The sequence below is a fragment of the Sphingomonas daechungensis genome (assembly GCF_014489495.1).
GTDB classification, from domain to species: domain Bacteria; phylum Pseudomonadota; class Alphaproteobacteria; order Sphingomonadales; family Sphingomonadaceae; genus Sphingomicrobium; species Sphingomicrobium daechungense.
Genome location: NZ_CP060780.1, coordinates 940,941 through 963,119, shown reverse-complemented (window position 1 = coordinate 963,119; position 22,179 = coordinate 940,941). Strand labels below are relative to the sequence as shown.

Below are 22,179 nucleotides of genomic sequence, written 5' to 3'. Positions count from 1 at the left end.
CTCGGCTAGCGATTGCCGCGCATGTCCAAAGTTCCTGTGCTTGTGACCGGCGGAGCCGGATATATCGGCAGCCATGCGGTCCTTGCCCTGCGCGACGCGGGTTGGACCGTTGCCGTAATCGACGACCTTTCGACCGGGACCAAATATCTCGTCCCGACGACGTCCCTTTCTACGAAGGGAATGTCGCGGACCGTGAGCTCGTTCAGCGCATTATTGCCGAGCAGGGCATCGGCGCGATCATGCATTTCGCGGGGTCGATCGTGGTGCCTGAGAGCGTCGAGAAGCCGCTCGACTATTACCGCAACAATACGGTCGCCAGCCACGCGCTCGTCTCGACCGCGATCGATGCGGGCGTCCGCCACATCGTCTTTTCCTCGACCGCAGCCGTCTACGGAGAGCCGGAGCGGGTGCCGGTCGACGAAAGCGTCGCGAAGATCCCGATCAATCCCTACGGCGCATCGAAACTGATGACCGAGCGAATGCTCGAGGATTCGGCGGCTGCTTATCCGATGAATTACGCGGCGCTTCGCTATTTCAACGTGTCCGGCGCCGATCCCGAGGGCCGCTCGGGCCAGGTCGGCAAGGGCTCGACCCACCTGATCAAGGTCGCGGTCGAGACGGCCGTCGGGAAGCGTGACCATATCGACGTCTACGGCACCGACTATCCGACCGAGGACGGCAGTTGCGTGCGCGACTACATCCACGTCAGCGACCTGGTGGCGGCGCATTTGAAAGCACTCGAGCGGCTAATCGAAAAGCCTGAGGAGAACCTCGTCCTTAACTTGGGCTACGGGCGCGGGCTGTCGGTCATCGAGGTGCTCGACGCGCTGGAGCGCGTGACCGGCAAGCCGATCCGGCGCGAGATCAAGGGCCGCCGCGCGGGTGACCCACCCAACCTCATCTCGTCCAACAAGGCGCTGCTGAGCACGCTCGACTGGTCGGCGCGTTATGCCGACATCGACACGATCCTGACCCATGCTCTCGAATGGGAGAGGAAGCTGCAGTCCCGGAACTGGGAATGAAGTCCAGGACCGTTTGGGTCGCAGCGTTTGCGGCGCTGCTGGTTGGCGCCGCGCCTGCCAAGCCCGCAGAACGTGATCTCGCCGCCGACCGCGTTCGGGCGCACGTCGAATTCCTGGCGAGCGACTTATTGAAGGGCCGTGACACGGGGTCGGAGGGACACCGGATCGCGGCCGCCTACGTGGCCTCGGAGTTCCGAGAACTCGGGCTGAAGCCCGGCGGACTGAACGGCAGCTATTTCATCGACGTTCCATTCCGGAAGGCAACGTTCGACGCCCTGCCTCCATTACGCTTACGGTCAACGGCAAGAAAATGCCGCTCGTCACCGGAAAGAACGCAGCCATCAGGCCGAGCGTCACCAGCCACGACGTCAGCCTGAGCGCGCCGCTCGTATTTGTCGGGCGCGGCATCTGCGACAAGCAATTGGGCGTCGACGATTATGCCGGCCTCGACGTTCGCGGGAAGATCGTGGTCGCCTTGCCGGACCGGCTGCCGGGCGTTCCCACCGATGTGGCGGCGCACCTCGCGTCGATTCAGGCCCAAACGGCGGGCGAGCAGGGTGCCCTCGGGATTATCGTGCTCGATGATTCTTCAACCATCGCGGGGATATCCAGCGCTTTTCGAAGCGGCCGGTGATCGACTGGGTGGATTCGCAAGGCCGTTCGAGCCGCGCATCGTCGGCGCAATCGATCGCCGTCTCATCGGAGGTCACCGAGCGGATTTTCGAGCGGGCTCCACGGCAGTTGCGAGCCATCCGGGCGGACGTCGCGACCGGAAAGAAGGTTCGCGGCTTCCCGCTGCCGGCCAGCCTTTCGATTACCGCGAAATCGAACTGGGAGGACTTCACGAGCCCTGAAGTCGTCGCAGTGCTGCCGGGGTCGGATCGCAAGCTGGCCGCCGAGCATGTCGTGTTGATGGGGCACCTCGACCATCTGGGGGTGAGGGCGGACGCCAAGCCAGGTGAAGACGCGATCTACAATGGGGCGCTCGACAATGCGGCCGGCGTTGCAACGATGCTGGAGGCGGCGCACGAGTTCGTCGATTCCGGCAAGCCGCCGCGGCGATCCGTGATGTTCATTGCCAATACGGGCGAGGAATACGGCCTCCTGGGCGCCAGTTATTTCGCGTCGCATCCGACGGTACCCGCGGACAAGATCGTCGGCCTTGTCGACCTCGACATGCCGCTGCTCCTCTACGATTTCACCGACGTCGTGGCCTTCGGCGCAAAGCATTCGACGACCGCAAGGGCTGTCGCCGCGGCCGGGGCGGGCATGAACGTCGCGGTCTCTCCGGATCCGATGCCGCAGGAAAGCCTGTTCGTCCGCTCCGACCATTATCCGTTCGCGAAGCAGGGCGTGCCCGCCGTGTTCCTGATGACAGGCTATGCAAATGGCGGGCGGCCACTGTGGCAGAAGTTCCTGGGCGAAACGTATCATTCCGTGAAGGACGACCTCGGCCAGGCGATTCGCTGGGACGCGGGCGCGAAGTTTGCGGAACTCAATTATCGCATTGCCAGGGCGATGGCTGACGGCGAGCGGAGGCCGATGTGGTACGCCGGGGACTATTTCGGCGAGACCTATGCCCGGGCCAGCCGAAGGCCCGCCGCTGAGCGCTGCACCTTGACGGCGAAGCCCGTTTTCGCTTAAGCGCGCGACCAGCGGCTGCCCTGCGGGCGGCCTTCCTTATTTTTGACCAGACGAAACGAAGAGACAGGCGCGCGCCATGAAGATTCGCAACAGCTTGAAGTCGCTCAAGGCGCGCCACCGCGATTGCCGCGTGATCCGCCGCCGTGGGCGCACCTACGTGATCAACAAGACGAACCGGCGTTTCAAGGCTCGCCAGGGCTAAACCCCTGAGAGGGCCAAGCCCTTCAAAAATCGTCATTTCGCTCCCATCTGCGTCAGTTCGGCGCAGATTTGCCGCGCTTCGTCTTTCACCCGCTGTTCACATCGGCGAGAGTAGGAAGCGACGCTAAGGAGTCGTGTGATGAAGATGGTTTCGAAGGGTGCACTGCTGATCGGAGCTGCCATGCTGGCAGTGACCGGATTTGCCGGCGTGGCCTTCGCGCAGGCGAACCAGGGCAACAAGGACCAGGCGACGCCGCGCGGCTGGAACTACGAGATTCGCGACGGTAAGCGCGTGCCCAAGGGCGGCAATCGAATTACCAATCCGGACGGCAGCTGGCGCGAGGAAACGCGCCAGGGCTCATGCGTAACGGTCAAGGAAAAGACCGCGGCGGGCGAGTATAAGGAAAGCCGCCGCTGCGACTAAGCCGGGCGGTCCGGCTTGGGCCGTTTGGTGATGACGCAAGCGGGTAGCTTCAGCTGCTCGACTTCCCGGCAATCACGAACCTGGATTGATCCGTCGGGCCCGACGAAGATCGCGAAGCTTTGCTTGGTGGAGCAGGTGGCGGTCCACATCGAGAGATTGCCATATTCCTGGACGTAGCCAGCATCGGTGAGTGTGTTGCACTTCTTGCCGCTGTCATAGATCGCCCTTCGAAGCGCGATCTTCAGGTTGGATTCGCTGAGATTGTGAAGTGCATTCTGCTGTTCGCTGCGCACCGAAATCTGCTTCGCCGGTGCCGGTTGGCTGCTGTTGTCGCCGCAGCCCGACGCCAGCAGCGCCAGTGCGATTGTCGCCGAGATCCGGGTTCGCATCGAACGTCCTTTCATCATCAACTGATTCAACAACGCAACCGCCGTGAGTTTCACCTCACGAATAGCGAATCTTCACGGCCGCTGCCGCAGCTTTTGCAGTCGCGACCGCGTCCTCCGCATCCGTTCCGCCAGCAAGCGCGATCCCCATTCGCCGATTCTTGAGCGTCTTCGGCTTGCAGAAGATGCGCAGATCGACCGGTGCGCCCGGATGACCACGAGCAAGCGCTTCCGCCAAGCCTTCGAATTCGAAGTTCTCGCTCTCTTCGCTCGCCAGGATGACCGCCGAGGCCCCGGGCCGGGTCAGCTCGATCGAAGGAATAGGCAGCTTCAAGACTGCGCGCAGGTGGAGCTCGAATTCGTTCGGGAATTGGGTGATCAGAGTCACCATGCCCGTATCGTGGGGACGGGGCGACAATTCGGAGAATATCGCCTGGTCGCCCTTAATGAAGAACTCCACACCGAAGATCCCGTAGCCGCGGAGCGCCTCGACGATCTTCCGCGCCTGCCGCCGCGCCGATAGCAGCGCTCCGTCGGCGATCTTGGCCGGCTGCCAGCTCTCGCGATAATCGCCGGCTTCCTGTCGGTGACCGATCGGCGCGCAGAACAGGACGCCGGCCTCGGTGGCGACAGTCAGGAGCGTGATCTCGCTGTCGAACTCGATGAATTCCTCGACAATGACGCGGGGCCGGTCGCCGCGCATGTTGGCCACGGCGTAATCATAGGCGGCACCGACATCGCCCGCCTCCTTGACGGTCGTCTGGCCCTTGCCGGAGCTCGACATGACCGGCTTCACGACGCACGGCACTCCGATCTCGGCGGCAGCCGCGATCGCATCCTCGCGGGACTCGGCGAACTTGTAGCGCGAGGTGATCAAAGCGAGGTCGCGTGCGGCGAATTCGCGGATGCCGTCGCGGTTCATGGTCAGCTGAACCGCCTTCGCCGACGGAGCGACCCGCCAACCGTCCGATTCGAGCTTGGCGAGAGTGTCCGTGTCGATCGCCTCGATCTCCGGAACGATGACGTCCGGCTTGTGCTTCTTCACCGCCGCAGTCAGCGCCTTGCCGTCGAGCATGGAGAAGACCTCGAACGCATCGGCGACCTGCATTGCGGGGGCGCTCTCGGAGCGGTCGCAGGCGATGACGCGGCAGCCGAGCCGCTTGGCGGCAATTGCAAATTCCCGGCCGAGTTCGCCCGACCCCAGGAGCATCAGAGTGGCAGTGTGCATCGCCGGGCGATAGCGGCGCTCGCAATCGTCGGCTAGACCACGGCCGTTCGCTGTGGAGGGCTGAGATGCGTGCAATGCTTCTGTTTTCAACTGTCCTGATTGCCGCCTCGCCTCCCGCGAAACCCAAGACTCCGTCCGAAATCGTCGCGGGGGCTCCCGCGGGCGCTTGGCGAGACATCAGCCCGGACGATCTGCTGGTGATGGATCTTGCCAACGGAAGACAGGTGGTCATCCAGCTCGCACCGCAGTTCGCACCGGTCCACGTCGCGAACATTCGCGCGTTGGCGAAAGGGAGCTGGTGGACCGGCTCGACGATCTACCGCGTGCAGGACAATTACGTTGTTCAGTGGGGCAACAACGAAGGCAAGAAGCCGCTTCCGGCCGGTGTCGTCGCCAAGCCGCCGGCCGAATATCATCGATCGCTAGAGGGATTATCCGTCCGACCCTTGGGTTATCCGGACGATTTCGCCCCAGCGCAGGCTTCGCCGGCGGCTGGCTGATCGGCTATGACACCAAGGCGGGCACGGCGAATCTCACCCACTGTTACGGCTATGTCGGCGTGGGCCGGGACCTGTCACCGGACACGGGAACAGGCGGGGAATTGTACGCCGTCATCGGTCACGCGCCGCGTCACCTCGACCGCAACATCGCGGTGGTCGGCAGGGTCATCGACGGGATGGATCGGTTGAGTTCGCTACCGCGAGGGACCGAGGCGCTCGGCTTCTACAAGAGCGAGAGCATGCACGTGCCGATCGCCATGGTTCGGCTGGGAAGCGAAATCCCTGCAGCCGCCCGGCCATCCTACCAGTACATGGATACAAGCAGCGCGACGTTTGCGGCTTATGTGAAAGCCCGCGCCAACCGGCAGGACGAATTCTTCATCCGCCCGGCAGGCGGCGTCGACTTGTGCAATGCGTCGGTGCCGGTGCGGAAGAAGGCAGCTTAGGCGGCCCAGGCAGCGTCCTGGTGGCGGTTTTTGTGCTGAATGATCGCGGGGCCAGCGTATGAGCGCATGCCGGCCTCGGCCAGCGGCAAGGCCGTGGCACAGAACGCGCACTCCGCCGACATTCGACCGATCAGCCAGTGCGTGCGGCCGCAGCCGGGCAGTGATTGACCTCATGCTCCCGGTACACGGCGTGATACCCTCTACCAGTCAGCGTCCTCAGCGCGTCGTTGGTCGGCATTGTCCGATCCTTCCTTTCGACCGCTCTCAACGCCGTGACCGCGGCAGTGGTTTCATCGATATTGGGCGATCCGCGCCCCGTTGCCTGAATCCGCGCCAGGCCGGGAACTGGATGAAATCACGCGAATTGTTGCCGTGGTGCGGAGCAGGTTCTGCTTCGCAGAAAGGGGGATTGGCCTAGCATGTCGAGTCATGGCCGACACGAGTAAGGCGTTGAATTCGAAGGCCGGCGAGGCGAGCGCCGAAGCGGCCTCGGAATCGGGCAGTCCGATCGAACTTGCAGGCGGGGGATTCGACTTCTCCGGTATGCTTGCAGTCGCCGACATGCTGCCAGTCATGGTGGCTTACATCGGCGAGGACCTTCGCTACCGCTTCATGAACAAGCCCATGGCCGACTGGTTCGAGCGGCCCCGCCTGGAACTGCTCGGACTGACGATCAGGGAACTGCTCGGCGAAGAAGCCTGGGCCATGCGTGAGCCGCTGATTGCGGCCGCCTTCGCGGGGGAACGCAAGTTCTTCGCGACGGACTTCAGGCACCCCACCCGCGGCAATCTGGCGGTCCAGACCAATTACATGCCTTGGACGGATGGCACTGGAAGGGTTCGGGGCGTCATCGTTCTCGTACAGGACGTGACCGAGCAACGCGCAGCGGAACGAGCCCTTCGCGAGAGCGAGGATCGCTTCCGCCGGATCGCGAACCAGGCGCCGGTCCTGATGTGGGTGACCCGCCTCGACCGCACCCGCGACTTCGTCAACGACGCCTATGTCGATTTCGTCGGTGGTGACCGCGAGCTCGCCCGTACGCTCGACTGGCGGGAGCGCATCCATCCCGACGATCATGACCGGATCGTCCAGGAATCGATCGCCGGCGAGGCGGGTCGCGGCACCTTCACGCTTGAGGGACGGTACCGGCGCGGCGATGGCGAATACCGCTGGTTGAGAAGCACTTCGTCGCCGCGTTACGCGCCGGACGGCGAGCTGGCCGGCTTCATCGGTGCGGCCACTGACATCACGGTCGCGAAGGAGGCCGAACTCGATCTCAAGCGCCAGGTCGAGGAGCGGACTGCCGAGTTGGTCCGGCGCGAAGCGCAGTTCCGGGCGGTCTTCGAAGCCGCTCTCGAGGTGATGGTGCTGCTGGAGCCCGACGGCACGGTGCTGGCGGTCAACAATCGCCGCGAGATCTGGCGGCATCCCAATCCCGACGATGCGATCGGCCTCAAGCTCTGGGATTCGCCGACGATGAAAGCCTATCCGCAGCATCGTGCGGTGATGAGGGAGGGTATTGCCCAGGCCGCGAAGGGCAGGATCTTCACGACCGAAGTCCAGATGGAGCGGGCGGGACTTCCTACGGCGATCCTCGACGTGTCGGTCCAGCCGGTGAAGGACACCGATGGATCAATCATCTATTTATTGTTCGAGGCGCGCGACATCACCGAGCTGAAGGCTGCCCAGGCGCAGCTCCGGCAAAGCCAGAAGATGGAGGCGCTCGGCCAGCTCACCGGCGGGATCGCGCACGACTTCAACAACCTTTTGACCGTGGTCGTCGGCGGCCTCGATCTCCTGACCAAGCGGATCGAGGACGAGAAACTAAAGCGCTACGCCACCAACGCGCTCACCGCCGCGGAGCGGGGCGCGCGGCTGACCGGACAGCTTCTCGCCTTCAGCCGAGTCCAGCGGCTGGAAGTCCGCGCGACGCACATCGCGCCACTGATCGACAATATGCGGCCGCTGCTGAAGAACGTGCTCGGGCCGGGCATCGAGAAGAAGTTCGACCTCGACGAGGAGATGGTGCCGGTCCTCGCCGATCCAACCCAGGTCGAGGTTGCCGTCCTCAACCTCGCGATCAACGCGCGCGATGCGATGCCTGAAGGAGGGGTGCTGACCTTCAAGACGCGGCATGTGGTTGTCACCCAGGAGACCGACCTCGACCCGGGCGATTACATCGAGCTGAGCATCAGCGACACCGGTTCCGGCATGACCGAGGACGTGCGCGAGCGGGCCTTCGAGCCGTTTTTCACGACCAAGGAAGTCGGCAAGGGCACCGGCCTTGGGCTGTCGATGGTCTACGGGATGGCGCGCCAATCGGGCGGAGTCGCGCGGATCGTCAGCGAGCCCGGCAAGGGGACTTCGGTCAGCCTGTTCTTCAAGGCCGCGGGCCGGGCGAGAAAGCCACAGCCGGCGACTCCGAGGAGCCGGCCGGCGAACCTCAAACGTCGGCGGAGCGCATCCTCGTCATCGACGACGACCCCGACGTTCGGGAATTCATTTCCGAGGCGCTCGTCGACCAGGGCTATGTCGTTCGCCAGGCTCCAGACGGCAAGACTGGGCTGAACGCCTTCTCGTCAGAAGTGCCTGATCTGGTGGTGCTCGATTTCATCATGCCCGGTCTTTCGGGGGCCGACGTCGCCAGCAAGATCCTATCGACCCATCCCGGCCAGCCCATTCTGTTCGTGTCCGGATACAGCGAAACCGATTCCATCAAGCGGATCGCACCCAACGCTCCGCTGCTCACCAAGCCGTTTCGGGCGGAAGCCCTGTCGAAAGCCGTGCGCTCGGCGCTAGTCCGAGGCTGATTCCGCCAAAAGGTGATCGGCCGTCCGCAGCGCGAGAGCGACGATTGTCAGAGTCGGATTGGCCCAGCCGCTGGTCGGGAAAATCGATCCGCCGGCAACGTAAAGGTTCTCGACGTCGTGGACCCGGCAGTCGCCGTCCACGACGCCCTTCGCCGGGTCGCTACTCATGCGCGTGCCGCCGAGCTGGTGGTAGTTTGCGAAGGGGTGGTTCCCGACGGTGTAGTCGATCGGCCATTGCGGGTCGGGGTCGGACAGCCACTCGGTCGGCGTCGCGCTACCTTTGCCGAGACGGCGCAGCTCGCGGTCCATGACATCGGGGAATATCCGGGCGGTACGTTTGTCGATGTCGCTCAGCTTCCACACGAGATCGGCGCGCGGTGACCCGAGCGCGTCGCGTTCGCCTGAAAGAATGACGCGGCTTTCTGGGTTTGGCGCCTGCTCACCGCGCGTGATCGCGTAAAGGTGGGTGCGCCCGGTGTTGGCCCGAATCTTCTCGAACCAATTGCGGACCGAGCGATGGAAGGCGGTGCGCACGGCCCGATAGAGATGGTCGGCCATGCGGCCCTTGCGGTCAGGCGAGATGTTGTGGCGGAGCTTGTTGTAGACGGCGCTGCTCATGTTCACGCCGTGCTTCGGGTCGCGTTGCAGCTTGAATGTGACGATGCTGTTCAGGACCTCGTGCTTCCGCTGGGCGTCGTCGGCGAGGCGAAGCGCCGGCGCCAGCGGCGGCCGATCGCGGTAGAAGCGCTTCTGGAACAGCGCCCACAACTCATAGGGCTCGCGCGTCTCGATCTTCGCTACGCGGCCGGCGGGATGCTCCATGAAGTAGCGGCCGACATTGTCGTGACCATTGCCGATGCCGTTGGCGAGCAAAAGGCGCGAATTTTCGATGGCCCCGCAGGCGAGTACGTAACGGCGCGCCCTGATTGTCGTGCTTCGGCCCTCCAGCGAGCGGACTTCGACCCCAACGACAGCCCTCCCTGCTTCGGAAGTAGTGATTTGAGTGACGTTGGCGTGTAGCAGGACAGTGACGTTGGGGACCTCGAACAGGTCGCGCGCGCGGGCGGCCGTGAACCGCTCCATTTCCTCGTCGAAACGCCATAGCTTCGCGTCGAGCTCGGAAGGATCCAGGCCGGGATCGGGGACCCCAAGCTGCTGCCACACATCATGTTCGTAATTGAACTCGCCGACATCGAAGATGGCGTTCGCTTGCCGGTAATATGGATTTAGCTGCCTTCGGTCGATGGGCCAGCCGCTGTGTTCGACCCAGGGACGCTGCTCGAAGTCGATCGGGTCGAGGACCGCGCAGCGTCCGCCCCAGATCGCGACCGTGCCGCCGAAGAACCGGAGCCTTGAATCGTGCAGGTCGTAATAGGGCATGCCGAGATTCGCGCCCCGGTAGAGATCCTGCGTCGCCTGCTCGAAATCCGTTCCGCCGCTTTCGACGAGGCAGACCTTTAGCCCGCCCTTGGCAAGGCGGCGAGCAAGCGGGATGCCGGCCGCGCCGGCGCCCATCACGCAGATGTCGGCGTCGATAGGGCCGAGGCCCTCTGCGGTTCGAAGATCGATCAGCATGGTGGGTTAGGCAGCCTTGCTCTGACCCTGGCTCATCGACTGCTGCCACCAGCAACTGAACATGGCGATCGCGTAGAGGATGCGGCCGTGATTGGCCTCGCCGCGCGCGTGCTCGTCGAACAATTGTTCGACCGCATCGGGCTGCAAGTAACCGAGCTGCCGGGCACCGCTATCGTTCCAGGCCTCGCGAGCGAAGCGGCTGAAGTCGCCGCGGAACCATTCGGCGAAAGGCAGCTGGAAACCCAGCTTGCGGCGGTCAAGATGGTCCTTGTTGAGCCATGGCTCGATCGCCTTGCGGAGCGAGTATTTCCCAACCCGGCCGCGGAGTTTCATGTCCTGCGGTACCGTCAGGCTCCAGTCGACGAACTCGCGCGACAGGAAGGGGACGCGCGCCTCCAGCGAATGCGCCATGCTGCCCTTGTCCAGCCGGTTCAGCAGCGACCCGGGCATATGGATGGTGAGATCGCCGAGCATCAGCTGCTCAAGCGGGGACAGCGCACGGTGCTCGGGCAGGAAATATTCCGCCTCCAGCTTCTGGTAGCTCGCGGGCCCTTCCTGTTCTTTCCAGAAGGACGGCGCGTAAAGCCGGGATCGTACTCCCGGCGTCGAGATCTCGGTCGCCGCGATATAGCGTTGGAGATTGTTCTCGAGCAGCGCCGACTGGCGGAAGCGGCGGGCGCTCTGAACCTGGTAGTTCCAGCGCGCAAGGCCGCTCCTGGGCAGTGCGTCGATCAAGTCGCCGAGATGGAGCGGGCCGTTGAGCAAAGGCGCGAGGCGGGATGCGAGGAGAGCGGTCCGCTGTCGCTTGTAGCCGGCGAAAATCTCGTCGGAGCCCTCGCCGCAGAGAACGACCTTTACCTGCTCTCGCGCGAATTTGGACAGGTGCCAGATTGGAACCGCCGCAGTCGCTGCGCATGGCTCGTCGAAATCGGCCTGGACTTGTGGAAGCACGTCGCCCGCTGCCGCCGGCTCCAGCGGCAGGACATGATGCTCGACACCGAGGTCCCTGGCGATCCGCGCCGCCGACGCGCTTTCGTCAATCGACGTTCCGGGAAAGCCCAGAGTGAAGGCCTTGACCTGCGTGTTCGCGACTCGAACCATCGCTGCGGTGATCGCGCTGGAGTCGATCCCCCTGACAGGAAAGCGCCGACCGGCACGTCGGCAAGCATGTGGCTTTTGACGGTGGCGAGTACCCTGCTTCGGGTTTCTTCGATCCATTCGCCTTCAGTCAGATTGTGGCGGACATTGAAGCGCGGTTGCCAATAGGTCTTTGCATTGCTGCTCGACCGGTCGACTTCCATGAATTGACCGGGACCGAGGCTCCGCGCGTTGTGGAAAATCGATCGGGGCGGTTGAACGTAACCGTAGCAGAAGAAGTCGTGAACTGCCCGGTCGTCGAGCTCCCAGCGATGACCAGGAAGCACTCGAAGCGCGCGGAGATCGGAGGCAAAGGCAATGCCGCCTTCCTGCTCGGTGATGAGCAGGGGTTTGATTCCCAGCGGGTCGCGGGCGAGCGTCAGCCGGCGATCGGCATGATCCCAGATTGCGATTGCGAACATGCCGTCAAGGCGGCCCCATGCGTCGTTGCCCAACACACAAAAGCCTGAAGGATTGTTTCTGTATCGCTGTGGGTGCGGAACCTGGCGCCGCGCCGCTCCAGCTCCGGCCGAAGCTCGAGGTGATTATAAATCTCCCCGTTGAAAACGATCGAGTAGCGGCCGTCCTCGGTCCGCATCGGCTGGTGGCCGCCTTCGATGTCGATGATGCTGAGGCGGCGCATGCCGAAGCCGAAATCGCCATCGACCGTCACGCCGTAATCGTCAGGTCCACGCGAATAGATGGTGTCGCACTGCCGCTTCACGACAGCGCTGGAGACCGCTCGGCCGGAGCGTCTATACCATCCCGCTATTCCACACATGTCGCTCTGCCCCGACAGGCTGGAATCATAAGGCCCGAAGCCAATTCTACAACAGCGCAGCGGCTCTGTTCGTCCCGAACGTCGATTGTCCCCAACCTTGCCCTCGGCAAAGCACGGTCATACGAGGCGGCCACATTTCAGCGAGGCCGGGACTTTGGACCAGACGCAGCGTGACCAGGAGATCGCCAAGCTCCTTCAGTCAGAGCATGTGAAGTATCAGAATATCGATTTCGGCGAGGGCAGGGGACCGGCGGATACCAGCGCACGTCCATGGACTCGCTGCTGTTCGGAAGCGGCCTTGAAGGGCTGACTTTGCTCGATATCGGCTCTTCGCTCGGGCATTTCTGCCTGGAAGCGCTGAAGCATGGTGCAGCGGGCGCCACCGGGCTCGAAACGTCGCCGGAGCGCATCCGGCACGCTCGCGAGATTGCGCGACTGATGAACCTGCCCGCGGAGTATATTGAAGCGGATTTCGAGGATTATGTCCCGAGCCGAAATCGTTCGACGTCGTGCTCTGCCTCAACGTGCTTCACCATCTCTATGAGCCGATCGGGGCGATCCGGAAGATCATGTCGATGACCCGCGACCGCTTCTATCTCGAGGTCGCGCCGGTGAAGGCGCGAGAGGTGATGAAGGTCGCGAATATTTTCTCGCTATGGGCGCGACGAACGCGCCGCTCGTCCTTCTCGGCGATACGTCGAAGAGCACCCGCGCCGCCGATCGCACTTTCACCTTCACGAAGAAGGCGATGTCGGTGATCGTCAACGGTCATTCGAAAGCGTTCGAGCCGGTTCGCTTCCATCCGTCGAGCTTCAAAGGCCGGTGGATCGTCGAAGCGCGCCGGCGACAGATCGACCATCTGGTCGTGGTTGCGGGCGTGACCGGGGTCGGCAAGTCGACCTTCATCGAGCGGCTCAAGTCGTCGAAGGAATTGCGCGCGCGGTTTGGAATTGAAGGCGACTTCTCCGTGGCCTCCGCAAACGATGTCGATGGACTTCGAACCGGCCGCCACGAGACGCTGATTTACCACTACGACATTCTGCGGCCCTTCGACCGGCCTCTCCATGCACATCCCGCGACCCTGCGTTCCATTTGCTATCGTCAGCCAAACGCGTGACTTCGATTACGCTTGCCAACGACCCGACACCCTTCGTAAGCGCCTCCAGTCGCCGGGAGCAGAGCCGAATTCGAAAAAGGGCAGGAAGAGGCATGCGGTGATCCTCAGGCAGTATGAGAATCCATCGTTCCTCGAAACGTGGCACGATGTCTGGGCCGCCGCAGTCGCAAAAGAGGTAGCCCCGTCGCCGCTCGAGGTTCGGCTGGTCCGGAGCGATTCCGACTATTCTGCGATCGCGACGGTATCGGACTTGAAGGCGATGCTCTCCGCCTGACCGGCAGGCATGGGATAGCCGAGCTCGGCCAGAGGCAGTCCGCGCCGCTCGGCAAGGAGCGCATTGTCTCGCGCGAAATGGGATTCCAGTTTCCCCGCAGCATCCTTGCCGATGAGGTCGCTCAGCTTGGGCGGCTTCCCGAACAGTCCCGTTCGGTTGAGTGCTTCGAGGATCTTCCGGCGCGGCCGATACCAGCCCGGAATGTTCACGAGGTAGTGCTTGTCGAGGACCGAGCGACGGGTGAAGAGATTGAGGCCGCGGGCGATCCAGGCGAGCGGAGCGCCATAGCCGCGCAGGCGCGGTTCCAGCGAGACTTTTTCCCAATCGACGTTGAGCCGGAGCTCTGCTGCGAACTCGCGCAGGAAATCCATGCCACCGCGACGGAAATCCTCGAACAGGAAGACGTGAACGTTTTCGCGTCCGAACAGATCGTCGTAGAGCGCGACGATCCTCGAATAGAGGAAGAAGTCGACGTCGAAACGCGGCTGCTTGTAGGTCACCACTTCAGGCCGCTGCAGATAGAGTTTGGGAAACAGGAAGCGAGTGGCGCTGAAGGTGCCGCCGGCGCGGATATACTGCTGGTAGAGAGAGACGATCACGCTAGTCTGCGACCGGAGCATGATCACGATGCGGGCGTCCGGGAATGTCGCTTTGATCCGATGCGCAAATTCCTTGGTGACGATGCCGTCGATGCCACCATTATGCTGGTAGCCGCACAGCCCTTCCTCCGAGAGAATGCCGGCCTCACCCCTTGTTAGCCCAAGGGTCGCGAGCGCCGCGGCGGGATCAAAGGTCAGCGCATTGGCGTCAAGAAGTGCGGCATTGACCAGCGCACGGTTGACGTAGCGCGGCGATTTTACGCAGGGGAAGAAGCTCTTCTGGAACCAGGTGCTAGCGGCTTTCGGAAAGCCGATATGGACTATCGGTGTCGCGCCGCCGCTCGCCACTGTTTCCGCCCCTCTCCAGGCTGCCGTGTCCGTCCGGCAGCCCTCCAAGTCAACAGCCGGGAGCAACGCGAGCGGCTCTGCGTTTAGCGTTTCATGGTTGGGTTGCTTCTCACGGTCCTCTCAGTCGCGACTCAACCTGCGCCAGCGCCGGCCTCGCTCAACCCTCATGCGGTCGAGCTGTTCGAGCGCGACTGGGTGCTAGACCAGTGGGCCAGGCGAACGTTCGATACCAATGGCGACGGCCGGATTTCGATCGAGGAGGCCCAGCCGGCCGCGCTTGCGTTCAAGGACCTCGCAGATGGCGACGGTGACGGGAGGGTGACGCCGTACGAATATGAACGCGCGCGGGAATTCATCCTCGCTCGCTATTGATCAGCCCGCCATCCTCTTGGCGCCCAATCCAACCACCATCTGGTTCGCTCGCTCATAAGACAGAGGTTTGCCGAACAAGTAGCCCTGGATCGTGTCGCAGCCGAGTTCGCGCATCCGCTCGAAATCTTCGGCAGTCTCGACGCCTTCCGCGGTCACCGACATGCGGAAGCTCTTGGCCAGCTGGACAATCGACTTGATGATCGCGACGTTTTCGGGCCGCGAGCCGCAATCGCGGACGAAGCTGCCGTCGATCTTCAGCTTGTGGAAGATCGCCTTGTTCAGATAGCCGATCGACGAATAGCCGGTGCCGAAGTCGTCGAGCGCAATGCCGACGCCCAGCGCGCGAAGCCGCTTCATGACGTCTAGCGTTGGCCCGTTGTCGCCAAGGAACACGCCTTCGGTCACTTCCAGCTCGATGCGGTTGCCCGGTACTTTCCAACGGGCGAGAGCCTCGCTGACGACGTTCGGGAGTGACGGAAGCACGATCTGCTTCGGGCTGATGTTCAGCGCGACGGTGATCGGGTCCGGCCAGGTGGCGACGGCGCGGCAAGCCTCGTCGATGACCCATTCGCCGATTTGAACCATCAGGCCCGATTCCTCGGCAACCGGGATAAAGACCCCGGCGGCACGAACCCTCGCTGTGGGTGGTTCCAGCGGATAAGGGCCTCGAATCCGACGAGCTTCTGATTCTTGGCGCTGACCAGAGGCTGGAATGCGAGGTGGAACTGCTTGGAGGTGACCGCCTGGCGGAGATCCTGTTCCAGACGAACGCGGTCTTCCTGTTCCGACTGCAATTCGGACGAGAAGTAGCGCGCGACGCCGCGTCCGGCGTCCTTCGCCTGATAGAGCGCAAGGTCGGCCTTGAGGATCAGGTCGTCGACCGTGGCGCCGTCGATTGGGCCGAAGGCGCAGCCGACCGAGACGCCGATGCGGATCTCGGTCTGGTCGATCATGTAGGGCTCCTTGATCGACACGATGATGCGATCACAAAGTTGCTCGACCAGCTTGCGGCTCTGGGCGTCGGTGATGACGATGGCGAACTCGTCGCCGCCCATGCGGCCGACGTGCCCGTCGGCGCCGACTTCATCGACCAGACGCTTGGCAACGGCGCGCAGGACGGCGTCGCCCTTCGGGTGGCCGAACGTGTCGTTGACCGGCTTGAAGCCGTCCAGATCGAGAAAAAGGATCGCGCAAGGGGTGTTGTTCGCCGTCGCCTGGCGCAGGGCGTCGCCGAGAAGCTGACGAACGCGACCGCGGTTGGGCAGGCCGGAAAGCACATCCATGTTGGCGAGGTGGGTCAGGCGCTCCTGCGTCTGGCGCATCTCCGTGATGTCGCTGCCGACGCCGCGGAAGCCCTCGAAGCGGCCAGCGGTATCAATGATGGGGTCGCCCGCGATCGAGATCCAGCGAGGCCCGCGGCCGTCTGCAATTCCATGTCGAGCGCATTGAAGGGTTGCTTCTCGAGCAGCTTGCGGCCCAGCTCCGCATGACCGCCGAGCAAAGAGGGCATCGAGTGGCCGAGCAACTGGCTGGCGGGGCGTCCCAGCAAGGCCGTCATTCGCGAGCTGATGTAGGTGACGCGATTTTCCGCATCGACCTGCCAGAGCCAACCCACGCCGCGCTGCTCATATTCCTGCAGCAAAAGGCTGGCACTTTCGCTCTGGGCGCTGAACGTCGCGTTGGTCTTCAATTGCTCGAAGGCCCAGCGGGCGACGTTGAGGACACCGAAAATCGACACGCCAAGTGTGAACAGGATCGAAAGCATGTGCTGGAACGGCACCGTGTTGCGGCCGAGTAGAAGTGCCGCAGCCAGGCCTGCCGTAAACGTCGACATCCATCCAATCACTGAGCGCGGATGGACTACAAGGCCGAGCCCGGCGACGCCGAGGCCCGCAGCGATCGATGCCGCGATGACCTGCCCGCCCGGTGGAAGACCGACGAAAACGTAGAGCGGAAGTGACAGCCAGACTGCCGCACGAAGGACGACTTCGCCGATCATCATCCAGTCGGGGACGCGTCGTCCCGACCTGCCGATGTGCGTGATCGCCTGGGTCTTGGCGATGTGAAGCGCGAGGAGGTTGATCCCCGCAACAGCCAAGGCCCACGGAACCACGAGCATTTCATCGACGTCGCCCAGAGGGCAGCGGCCATCATCAGCGCAGCAACGATGTTCGCGGCGGCGAAAAAGGGCGCGAGCTGCGCCCTGGAAATCAACTGGACGTCCTTAAGCGGAGTACTGGCGTTGTCCGACGGATCGCTGGCGAGCCCGAGGGACTCGCCGTCCGGCAGGCGCGCTGAAATCATCCGCTTATAACGGTCGGGAGCTTCGTACATTGCGCTCGCTACTTCTGGTCTAAGCAAGCGGTAGCCGAAGAGGGTTGAGACGCGGTTAAGACGTAGCTCTCAACTGCCTAATTTAAGTTTGTCCAAATCCCTCTGCGTAATGGGGTGATAGGAGCTCCTCGCAACCTTGTAGACGCGTGCCGCGATGGGCCGCCCCACGCGTTATCCGAGGCCAGAGTTTGGATTAACGGACGCACGAATTTGCGTCGGCCCTGCGAAGTCAGGAAATGCTCGAGCGCCGGGACCGCAGGGTCGTATCGGTTGCGAATGGCCAGATCGAGCCAGGCGAACAGGACTTCCTGGTTGCCGGCGTCGTTCAATTTGAGCGTCTTGTTCAGCTGGTCGAGCCGGGCAGTCGGCAGCTTCCGAGGCAACTTGTTGAGGAATCGCAGTTTTTCGGCCGTCGTCCAGCTGCTGAAGCCTGCTGGCACCGGTCCCCCGACGGTGAATGCGGAAACGGCCTTGTCCACATCCGCGAACGCGGCCGGATCGGGCCGTGCGACGTTCGAGGGCAGGCCCGGCTTATAGAGCCAATTGTCGAGTTGAAGCTTCTGCTCGAGGGCCTTGTCGCCCTTGACCAGCTTTTCCCGCAAATCGGCCAAAAACAAGGCGGAAGTCATCGGCTGGAAGGCGTGACGGTCGAAGTATGAGTGCAGATAGGCGTCCCATTTCTCGCGGCCGACGATCTTTTCCATCGTTCGCAGGAAGACGGCGCCCTTATCGTAAATAATTCCGCCTGCGCCTCCATCGGGCACACCTTCCTTCGGGCTTAGGTGAAGTTGCGTGTTGGGGCCATTAATGCCCTCTTCGGCGAACGCTTTCTCCATCTCGTCGAAGCTGAGCGCAGCTTCCTGCGCGGCTCGCTTAGGGCCGTAGAGCGCCTCCATGATCCGATTCTCGAAGTAGGAAGTGACCCCTTCGTTGAGCCAGCTGTCGCTCCAATTGGCATTCGTGACGAGATTGCCGGACCAGCTGTGTGCAAGCTCGTGAGCAACAAGGCCGACGAGACTCTTGTCGCCCGCAATGAAGGTCGGCGTCAGGAACGTCAGAGTCGGGTTTTCCATGCCGCCGTATGGGAAAGCTGGCGGTAGGACGAGGACGTCGTAGCGACCCCAGCGATAGGGCCCGTAGAGCGTCTCGGCAGCCTCGACCATTTTCTCAGTGTCCGCGAGCTCTGCCGCGGCACGATCGAGCATGGCCGGCTCGGTCCAGACGCCGGTTCGCTTGCCGAGCGGCTTGAAGGCGAGGTCTCCGACCGCGATTGCGATCATGTACGGAGCGACACTGTGATCCATCTTGTAGGTGAAGACGCTCTCGCCGCCCTGGGTCATCGGCTCGGCCGCCTTCGGGGCGCTCATGACCGCCGTCAGACCCGCCGGAACGTGGATCGTCGCTTCCCACGTCTGGCGGATGCCGGGTGAGTCCTGGGTTGGAATCCAGCTCCGGTTCTCGATCGCCTGGCCCTGGCTGAACAGGTAGGGCATTTTCTTCCCCGCGGTCTGCTCCGGGGTCAGCCACTGCAGCGCGCCAGCATCCGGAGCGCTTTTGTACTTGATGATCAACCGGTCGGTGTCCGGGCGCAGCGAGATCGCGAGCGGAGAGCCTAGCTTGGGATCGGACGGACCGACCTTGTAGTCGAGCGGCTGGTTGGAGCCGTCGGTGATGCTGGCGATTTCCAGGCCCTTATCGTCGAGGACGATCTCCTTCGCGTCCGGCTTGCGATCGATGTCGAGGGTCGCAGTGCCGCCTAGACGCTTCGTCTCGAAATCGACGTTGAGGTCGAGCGCGACGTGGTGGACGCGCGCTTCCAACGGACGGGCGTAGCTGGCTGAGTCCTTGGCATCGGCAGTTTCGAGGACCGGCGCGATACTGGCTTCGGTCTGATTATCGGCGGCGTTCATGGCCGTATTGGTTTGCGATGAGTTGCAGCCCGCAACAATGATTGCGGCCGCCGCAACGGCCGTACGTACAAAGCTCATGTAGGGTCCTTATTCGGCGGTGCTAACGTAGATCGACCGCTTCGGTGCCGAGAAAAAGCGCCGCACCATCGGCTCGAAAAAGTCGAGCGGTGCCGTGTCATACGCTTCGTCGAACGCTGTCTGGTCGTAAATCTCGCAGAACCGGGCAGTATCCTCGAAGTGCGGATGGCCCCGAAATTGCTCCCGCATGTCGCGGTCCATTCCGAGGTAATGGAAGAAGTAATACCCCTGGAAGATGCCATGGTGCTCGCACATCCAGTGCAGCTTCTCATCGACGAAGGGCTTGATGATGGCCGCCGCAATGTCGGGATGGTTGAGGGTCCCGAGCGTGTCGCCGATGTCATGAAGCAGCGCCATCACCACATAGTCCTCGGATTCGCCGCCCCGATGAGCGCGAGTCGCGGTCTGCAGGGAGTGCTGGAGGCGGTCGATCGGGAAGCCGCCATAGTCGCCGTCGAGCAGCTTCAGGTGGGTCAGCACGCGGTCGGCGAGACCCTGGGCAAAGGGGAAGAAATGGCTCCCGATGGTTGCCCAGTCTTCCGCCGTACCTTGGTCCATGCTGCGAAACTTCGCGCGCGGAGCATGTTCGTTCATCCGTGTCTCTCCCGTGGCGGACCGGATTGCCGCTTCCTGCCTTTGCTCGCAATGGCTGAATTGCCCTCTATATCCCAACCGGCAATGGCGACCGATAGCGCAGCATTGAAACAGCAAGCCGGCATGGCCGCCGCCCGCTCGCCCGCCCAGCCGCTGATGGCGGGCGTCGGTCTCGACCAGCCGTTCTTCGATGACAAGAACCGTGCCTTCTGGATCCTCCAGAGCGCCGGTTGGACCGGCTATTTCATCCTGCGGTCTTTGTCAGGCTTCTCGAACAGCATGGGCCTCGTCTGGCTGGTGCACACCGCACTGCTGACGGCCACCGGCTATTCTTTGACCCTGCTGATGGCGTCGCTGTTCCGGCGGCTGATCGCGATGAAGCCGATCTGGACCCTGGTCCTGTCGCTCGCCGTGGTTGTCCTCGCCGCGACGGCCTTCTCGATCATCGAGACCTGGAGCGTCGCGACCTTCCTGAAGCCGAACCTGGAGCTTGGACCGCGCACCTACCTCAGCGCGATCCTTCTCGACTTCGCTTTACTCGCGGCCTGGGCCGCGCTCTATTACGGGATCAACTATTTCCTCCTGCTGGAAAGTGAGATCAAGCAGCGCGAGCGGCTGGAAAGCCAGGCTTCGACCGCCCAGCTGGCGATGCTGCGCTACCAGCTCAATCCTCACTTCCTCTTCAATACGCTCAACTCAATCTCCACATTGGTGCTTCTGAAGCAGACCGAGCGGGCGAATGCGATGCTTGCGCGGCTGTCATCCTTCCTTCGCTATACCTTGGCCAATGAGCCGACCGCGAAGGTGACCCTGGCCCAGGAAGTGGAGACTTTGAAGCTGTACCTCGAGATCGAAAAGATGCGCTTCGAGGACCGGCTCCGTCCCCATTTCAAGATTGAGCCGGAAACGATCGGCGCCCGCTTGCCATCGCTGTTGCTCCAGCCGCTGATCGAAAATGCGATCAAATATGCGGTGACGCCGAGCGAGGACGGGGCCGACATCTGGATCAACGCGACCCGGCAGGGGCAGGGCGTGAGGATCGAAGTGGCCGACAACGGATCGGCCGAGGGTGCGGACTTGTCGGCGAGCCCGTCGACCGGCGTCGGACTGGCGAACATTCGAGACCGTCTGACGCAGGCCTATGGTCCTGCCCATGGTTTTGCGACTCAAGAGAACGACAAAGGGGGGTTCAGCGTTATTGTAGAAATTCCCTACGAAACCGGAGACAAGGACACATGACCATTCGCACCGTGCTCGTCGACGACGAGCCGCTGGCGACCCAGGGGCTTCAGCTCCGGCTCGAGGCTCACGACGACGTCGAAGTCGTCGCCACTGCGGCCAACGGGCGTGAGGCCATCAGGGCCATCAAGACCCACAAGCCGGACCTCGTCTTCCTCGACATCCAGATGCCCGGCTTCGACGGATTTTCCGTCATCCAGGGCCTGATGGACGTCGAGCCGCCACTGTTCGTGTTCGTCACGGCCTATGGCGACCACGCCCTCCGCGCGTTCGAGGCGCAGGCGGTCGATTACCTCATGAAGCCGGTCGAGGAAGACCGGCTTGCGGCGACGCTCGACCGGGTTCGACAGCGCCTATCGGAAAAGAGAAGCGCCGAGGAGGCCGGGCGCCTGAAGGAGGCGCTGGCCGAACATGCTCCCGAAGCGGCGGAGGAACTGGCCGAAGCGGGGACGCCGGAGGGCCACGCACCCGACCGCTACGAGAAGATGATCAACATCAAGGACCAGGGCAGATCTTCCGCGTCGACGTCGACACGATCGAGCGGATCGATGCTGCCGGGGACTACATGTGCATCCAGACCGGCGAGAACACTTTGATCCTGCGCGAGACGATGAAGGATCTCGAAAAGCGGCTCGACCCCCGCCGTTTCCAGCGCGTGCACCGCTCGACCATCGTCAACCTCGACCTCGTCCGCCAGGTGAAGCCCCACACCAACGGGGAATGCTTCCTGGTGCTCGATTCGGGTGCGCAGGTGAAAGTGTCCCGGTCCTATCGCGACGTCGTCGCCCGGTTCGTCCACTAGAACCCAGCCCATAAAAAAAAGGGGCGCCCCGTTCGGAGCGCCCCTTTCAAACCGCGTGCGTGCGCGCGGCTTGAGCGAAATTAATTCGCGCTATTGCCGTCAGCGTCGGCGCCGTTGCGAACTGCATCGGCAGCGTTCTCGCCCTCGGCGCGAACTGCGTCGGCGGCGTTGTCGGCAGTCTCGTTCAGGGTGACACCCGGAACATCGTCAGCATTGGCTTCGATGGCATCGGCCGTGTTCTCGGCGTTTGCCTCGATGTTGTCGGCGGCCTGCTCCTGCGGGCTCTGGTTACAAGCTGCGAGAGCAGCGACGCCGAGGGCCACTGCGAAAGCGGTCGAAATCTTCTTCATCAGTTCAT

At 62.9% G+C, this 22,179-nt stretch carries 20 protein-coding genes and 5 pseudogenes; 14 read left to right on the top strand and 11 right to left on the bottom strand.

What is annotated here, in order from left to right; all coding sequences use genetic code 11:
- Positions 1 to 21 precede the first annotated feature (21 nt).
- The 5 genes and pseudogenes from galE (at position 22) to H9L15_RS05045 (ending at position 3,291) form a co-directional block, all read left to right on the top strand.
- Positions 22 to 1,022, top strand: a pseudogene (gene galE / locus H9L15_RS05060) (UDP-glucose 4-epimerase GalE).
- A 310-nt stretch (positions 1,023 to 1,332) separates the two neighbouring features.
- The gene (locus H9L15_RS17090) at positions 1,333 to 1,656 is read left to right on the top strand and encodes a protease-associated domain-containing protein (RefSeq protein WP_223276525.1); all 324 of its coding nucleotides are present in this window, start codon (positions 1,333 to 1,335) and stop codon (positions 1,654 to 1,656) included.
- Positions 1,653 to 2,666: a M20/M25/M40 family metallo-hydrolase gene (locus tag H9L15_RS17085; RefSeq protein WP_223276524.1), complete on the top strand. Its 1,014-nt coding sequence runs from the start codon at positions 1,653 to 1,655 to the stop codon at positions 2,664 to 2,666. Before H9L15_RS17090 ends, H9L15_RS17085 begins: the two co-directional genes overlap by 4 nt.
- A gap of 76 nt (positions 2,667 to 2,742) precedes the next feature.
- Positions 2,743 to 2,868: a type B 50S ribosomal protein L36 gene (ykgO, locus tag H9L15_RS05050; protein WP_118857849.1), complete on the top strand. Its 126-nt coding sequence runs from the start codon at positions 2,743 to 2,745 to the stop codon at positions 2,866 to 2,868.
- A 138-nt stretch (positions 2,869 to 3,006) separates the two neighbouring features.
- Positions 3,007 to 3,291, top strand: coding sequence for a hypothetical protein (locus tag H9L15_RS05045; RefSeq protein WP_187715396.1), 285 nt, complete (start codon positions 3,007 to 3,009; stop codon positions 3,289 to 3,291).
- Here the strand turns inward: H9L15_RS05045 and H9L15_RS05040 are convergent.
- Positions 3,288 to 3,680, bottom strand: coding sequence for a hypothetical protein (locus H9L15_RS05040; protein WP_187715395.1), 393 nt, complete (start codon positions 3,678 to 3,680; stop codon positions 3,288 to 3,290). The genes H9L15_RS05045 and H9L15_RS05040 overlap by 4 nt on opposite strands.
- A 55-nt stretch (positions 3,681 to 3,735) precedes the next feature.
- Complete coding sequence (gene purT, locus H9L15_RS05035) at positions 3,736 to 4,905, bottom strand: formate-dependent phosphoribosylglycinamide formyltransferase (RefSeq protein WP_187715394.1); 1,170 nt, start codon at positions 4,903 to 4,905, stop codon at positions 3,736 to 3,738.
- Between the two features lie 65 nt (positions 4,906 to 4,970).
- Here purT and H9L15_RS05030 point away from each other — a divergent pair.
- From H9L15_RS05030 to H9L15_RS17080, 3 genes and pseudogenes are all read left to right on the top strand, one after another.
- A pseudogene (locus H9L15_RS05030) lies at positions 4,971 to 5,851 on the top strand (peptidylprolyl isomerase).
- Positions 5,852 to 6,280: 429 nt separating this feature from the next.
- Positions 6,281 to 8,419 carry a hybrid sensor histidine kinase/response regulator gene (locus H9L15_RS05025; protein WP_187715393.1) on the top strand — a complete coding sequence of 713 codons (2,139 nt, stop codon included), beginning with the start codon at positions 6,281 to 6,283 and terminating at the stop codon, positions 8,417 to 8,419.
- Positions 8,314 to 8,661: a response regulator gene (locus H9L15_RS17080; protein WP_223276645.1), complete on the top strand. Its 348-nt coding sequence runs from the start codon at positions 8,314 to 8,316 to the stop codon at positions 8,659 to 8,661. The genes H9L15_RS05025 and H9L15_RS17080 overlap by 106 nt, the downstream gene beginning before the upstream one ends.
- Here H9L15_RS17080 and H9L15_RS05015 read toward each other — a convergent pair.
- From H9L15_RS05015 to H9L15_RS18615, 3 genes and pseudogenes are all read right to left on the bottom strand, one after another.
- Positions 8,647 to 10,236, bottom strand: a complete 1,590-nt coding sequence (locus H9L15_RS05015) for an FAD-dependent oxidoreductase (protein ID WP_187715391.1) — start codon at positions 10,234 to 10,236, stop codon at positions 8,647 to 8,649. The genes H9L15_RS17080 and H9L15_RS05015 overlap by 15 nt on opposite strands.
- 6 nt (positions 10,237 to 10,242) lie before the next feature.
- Positions 10,243 to 11,337: an asparagine synthetase B family protein gene (locus H9L15_RS17075; protein ID WP_262984917.1), complete on the bottom strand. Its 1,095-nt coding sequence runs from the start codon at positions 11,335 to 11,337 to the stop codon at positions 10,243 to 10,245.
- 383 nt (positions 11,338 to 11,720) lie between these two features.
- Positions 11,721 to 12,016 (bottom strand): annotated as a pseudogene (locus H9L15_RS18615) (asparagine synthase (glutamine-hydrolyzing)); the annotation flags it as partial.
- A gap of 408 nt (positions 12,017 to 12,424) precedes the next feature.
- Here H9L15_RS18615 and H9L15_RS05005 point away from each other — a divergent pair.
- From H9L15_RS05005 to H9L15_RS05000, 3 genes are read left to right on the top strand one after another with little or no spacing between them, the layout of a single operon-like run.
- Positions 12,425 to 12,733: a class I SAM-dependent methyltransferase gene (locus tag H9L15_RS05005; protein WP_187715390.1), complete on the top strand. Its 309-nt coding sequence runs from the start codon at positions 12,425 to 12,427 to the stop codon at positions 12,731 to 12,733.
- Positions 12,664 to 12,912: a hypothetical protein gene (locus tag H9L15_RS20180; protein WP_398286697.1), complete on the top strand. Its 249-nt coding sequence runs from the start codon at positions 12,664 to 12,666 to the stop codon at positions 12,910 to 12,912. Before H9L15_RS05005 ends, H9L15_RS20180 begins: the two co-directional genes overlap by 70 nt.
- A complete protein-coding gene (locus tag H9L15_RS05000) occupies positions 12,810 to 13,271 on the top strand; it encodes a hypothetical protein (RefSeq protein WP_187715389.1) in 462 nt (153 codons plus the stop codon). Before H9L15_RS20180 ends, H9L15_RS05000 begins: the two co-directional genes overlap by 103 nt.
- Positions 13,272 to 13,493: 222 nt before the next feature.
- Here the strand turns inward: H9L15_RS05000 and H9L15_RS04995 are convergent, their stop codons facing one another.
- Positions 13,494 to 14,492, bottom strand: a complete 999-nt coding sequence (locus H9L15_RS04995) for a hypothetical protein (protein WP_187715388.1) — start codon at positions 14,490 to 14,492, stop codon at positions 13,494 to 13,496.
- Between the two features lie 93 nt (positions 14,493 to 14,585).
- Between H9L15_RS04995 and H9L15_RS04990 the strand changes: the two genes are divergently transcribed.
- On the top strand, positions 14,586 to 14,864 hold the full coding sequence (locus H9L15_RS04990; RefSeq protein WP_187715387.1) for an EF-hand domain-containing protein: 279 nt from the start codon (positions 14,586 to 14,588) through the stop codon (positions 14,862 to 14,864).
- Here H9L15_RS04990 and H9L15_RS17065 read toward each other — a convergent pair.
- From H9L15_RS17065 to H9L15_RS04965, 4 genes and pseudogenes are all read right to left on the bottom strand, one after another.
- Positions 14,865 to 16,147, bottom strand: a pseudogene (locus H9L15_RS17065) (putative bifunctional diguanylate cyclase/phosphodiesterase).
- Between the two features lie 14 nt (positions 16,148 to 16,161).
- Positions 16,162 to 16,983 carry a PAS domain-containing protein gene (locus H9L15_RS04975; protein ID WP_187715385.1) on the bottom strand — a complete coding sequence of 274 codons (822 nt, stop codon included), beginning with the start codon at positions 16,981 to 16,983 and terminating at the stop codon, positions 16,162 to 16,164.
- Positions 16,984 to 17,275: 292 nt separating this feature from the next.
- Positions 17,276 to 19,186, bottom strand: coding sequence for a M1 family metallopeptidase (locus H9L15_RS04970; RefSeq protein ID WP_223276522.1), 1,911 nt, complete (start codon positions 19,184 to 19,186; stop codon positions 17,276 to 17,278).
- A 9-nt stretch (positions 19,187 to 19,195) separates the two neighbouring features.
- Positions 19,196 to 19,780 (bottom strand): HD domain-containing protein, encoded by a 585-nt coding sequence (locus H9L15_RS04965; RefSeq protein WP_187715384.1) that lies wholly within the window; start codon positions 19,778 to 19,780, stop codon positions 19,196 to 19,198.
- Positions 19,781 to 19,903: 123 nt separating this feature from the next.
- Between H9L15_RS04965 and H9L15_RS04960 the strand changes: the two genes are divergently transcribed.
- Complete coding sequence (locus H9L15_RS04960; protein ID WP_395622279.1) at positions 19,904 to 21,019, top strand: sensor histidine kinase; 1,116 nt, start codon at positions 19,904 to 19,906, stop codon at positions 21,017 to 21,019.
- A pseudogene (locus H9L15_RS04955) lies at positions 21,016 to 21,821 on the top strand (LytR/AlgR family response regulator transcription factor). Before H9L15_RS04960 ends, H9L15_RS04955 begins: the two are co-directional and overlap by 4 nt.
- 80 nt (positions 21,822 to 21,901) lie before the next feature.
- Here the strand turns inward: H9L15_RS04955 and H9L15_RS04950 are convergent.
- Positions 21,902 to 22,171: a hypothetical protein gene (locus H9L15_RS04950; RefSeq protein WP_187715383.1), complete on the bottom strand. Its 270-nt coding sequence runs from the start codon at positions 22,169 to 22,171 to the stop codon at positions 21,902 to 21,904.
- Positions 22,172 to 22,179 lie beyond the last annotated feature (8 nt).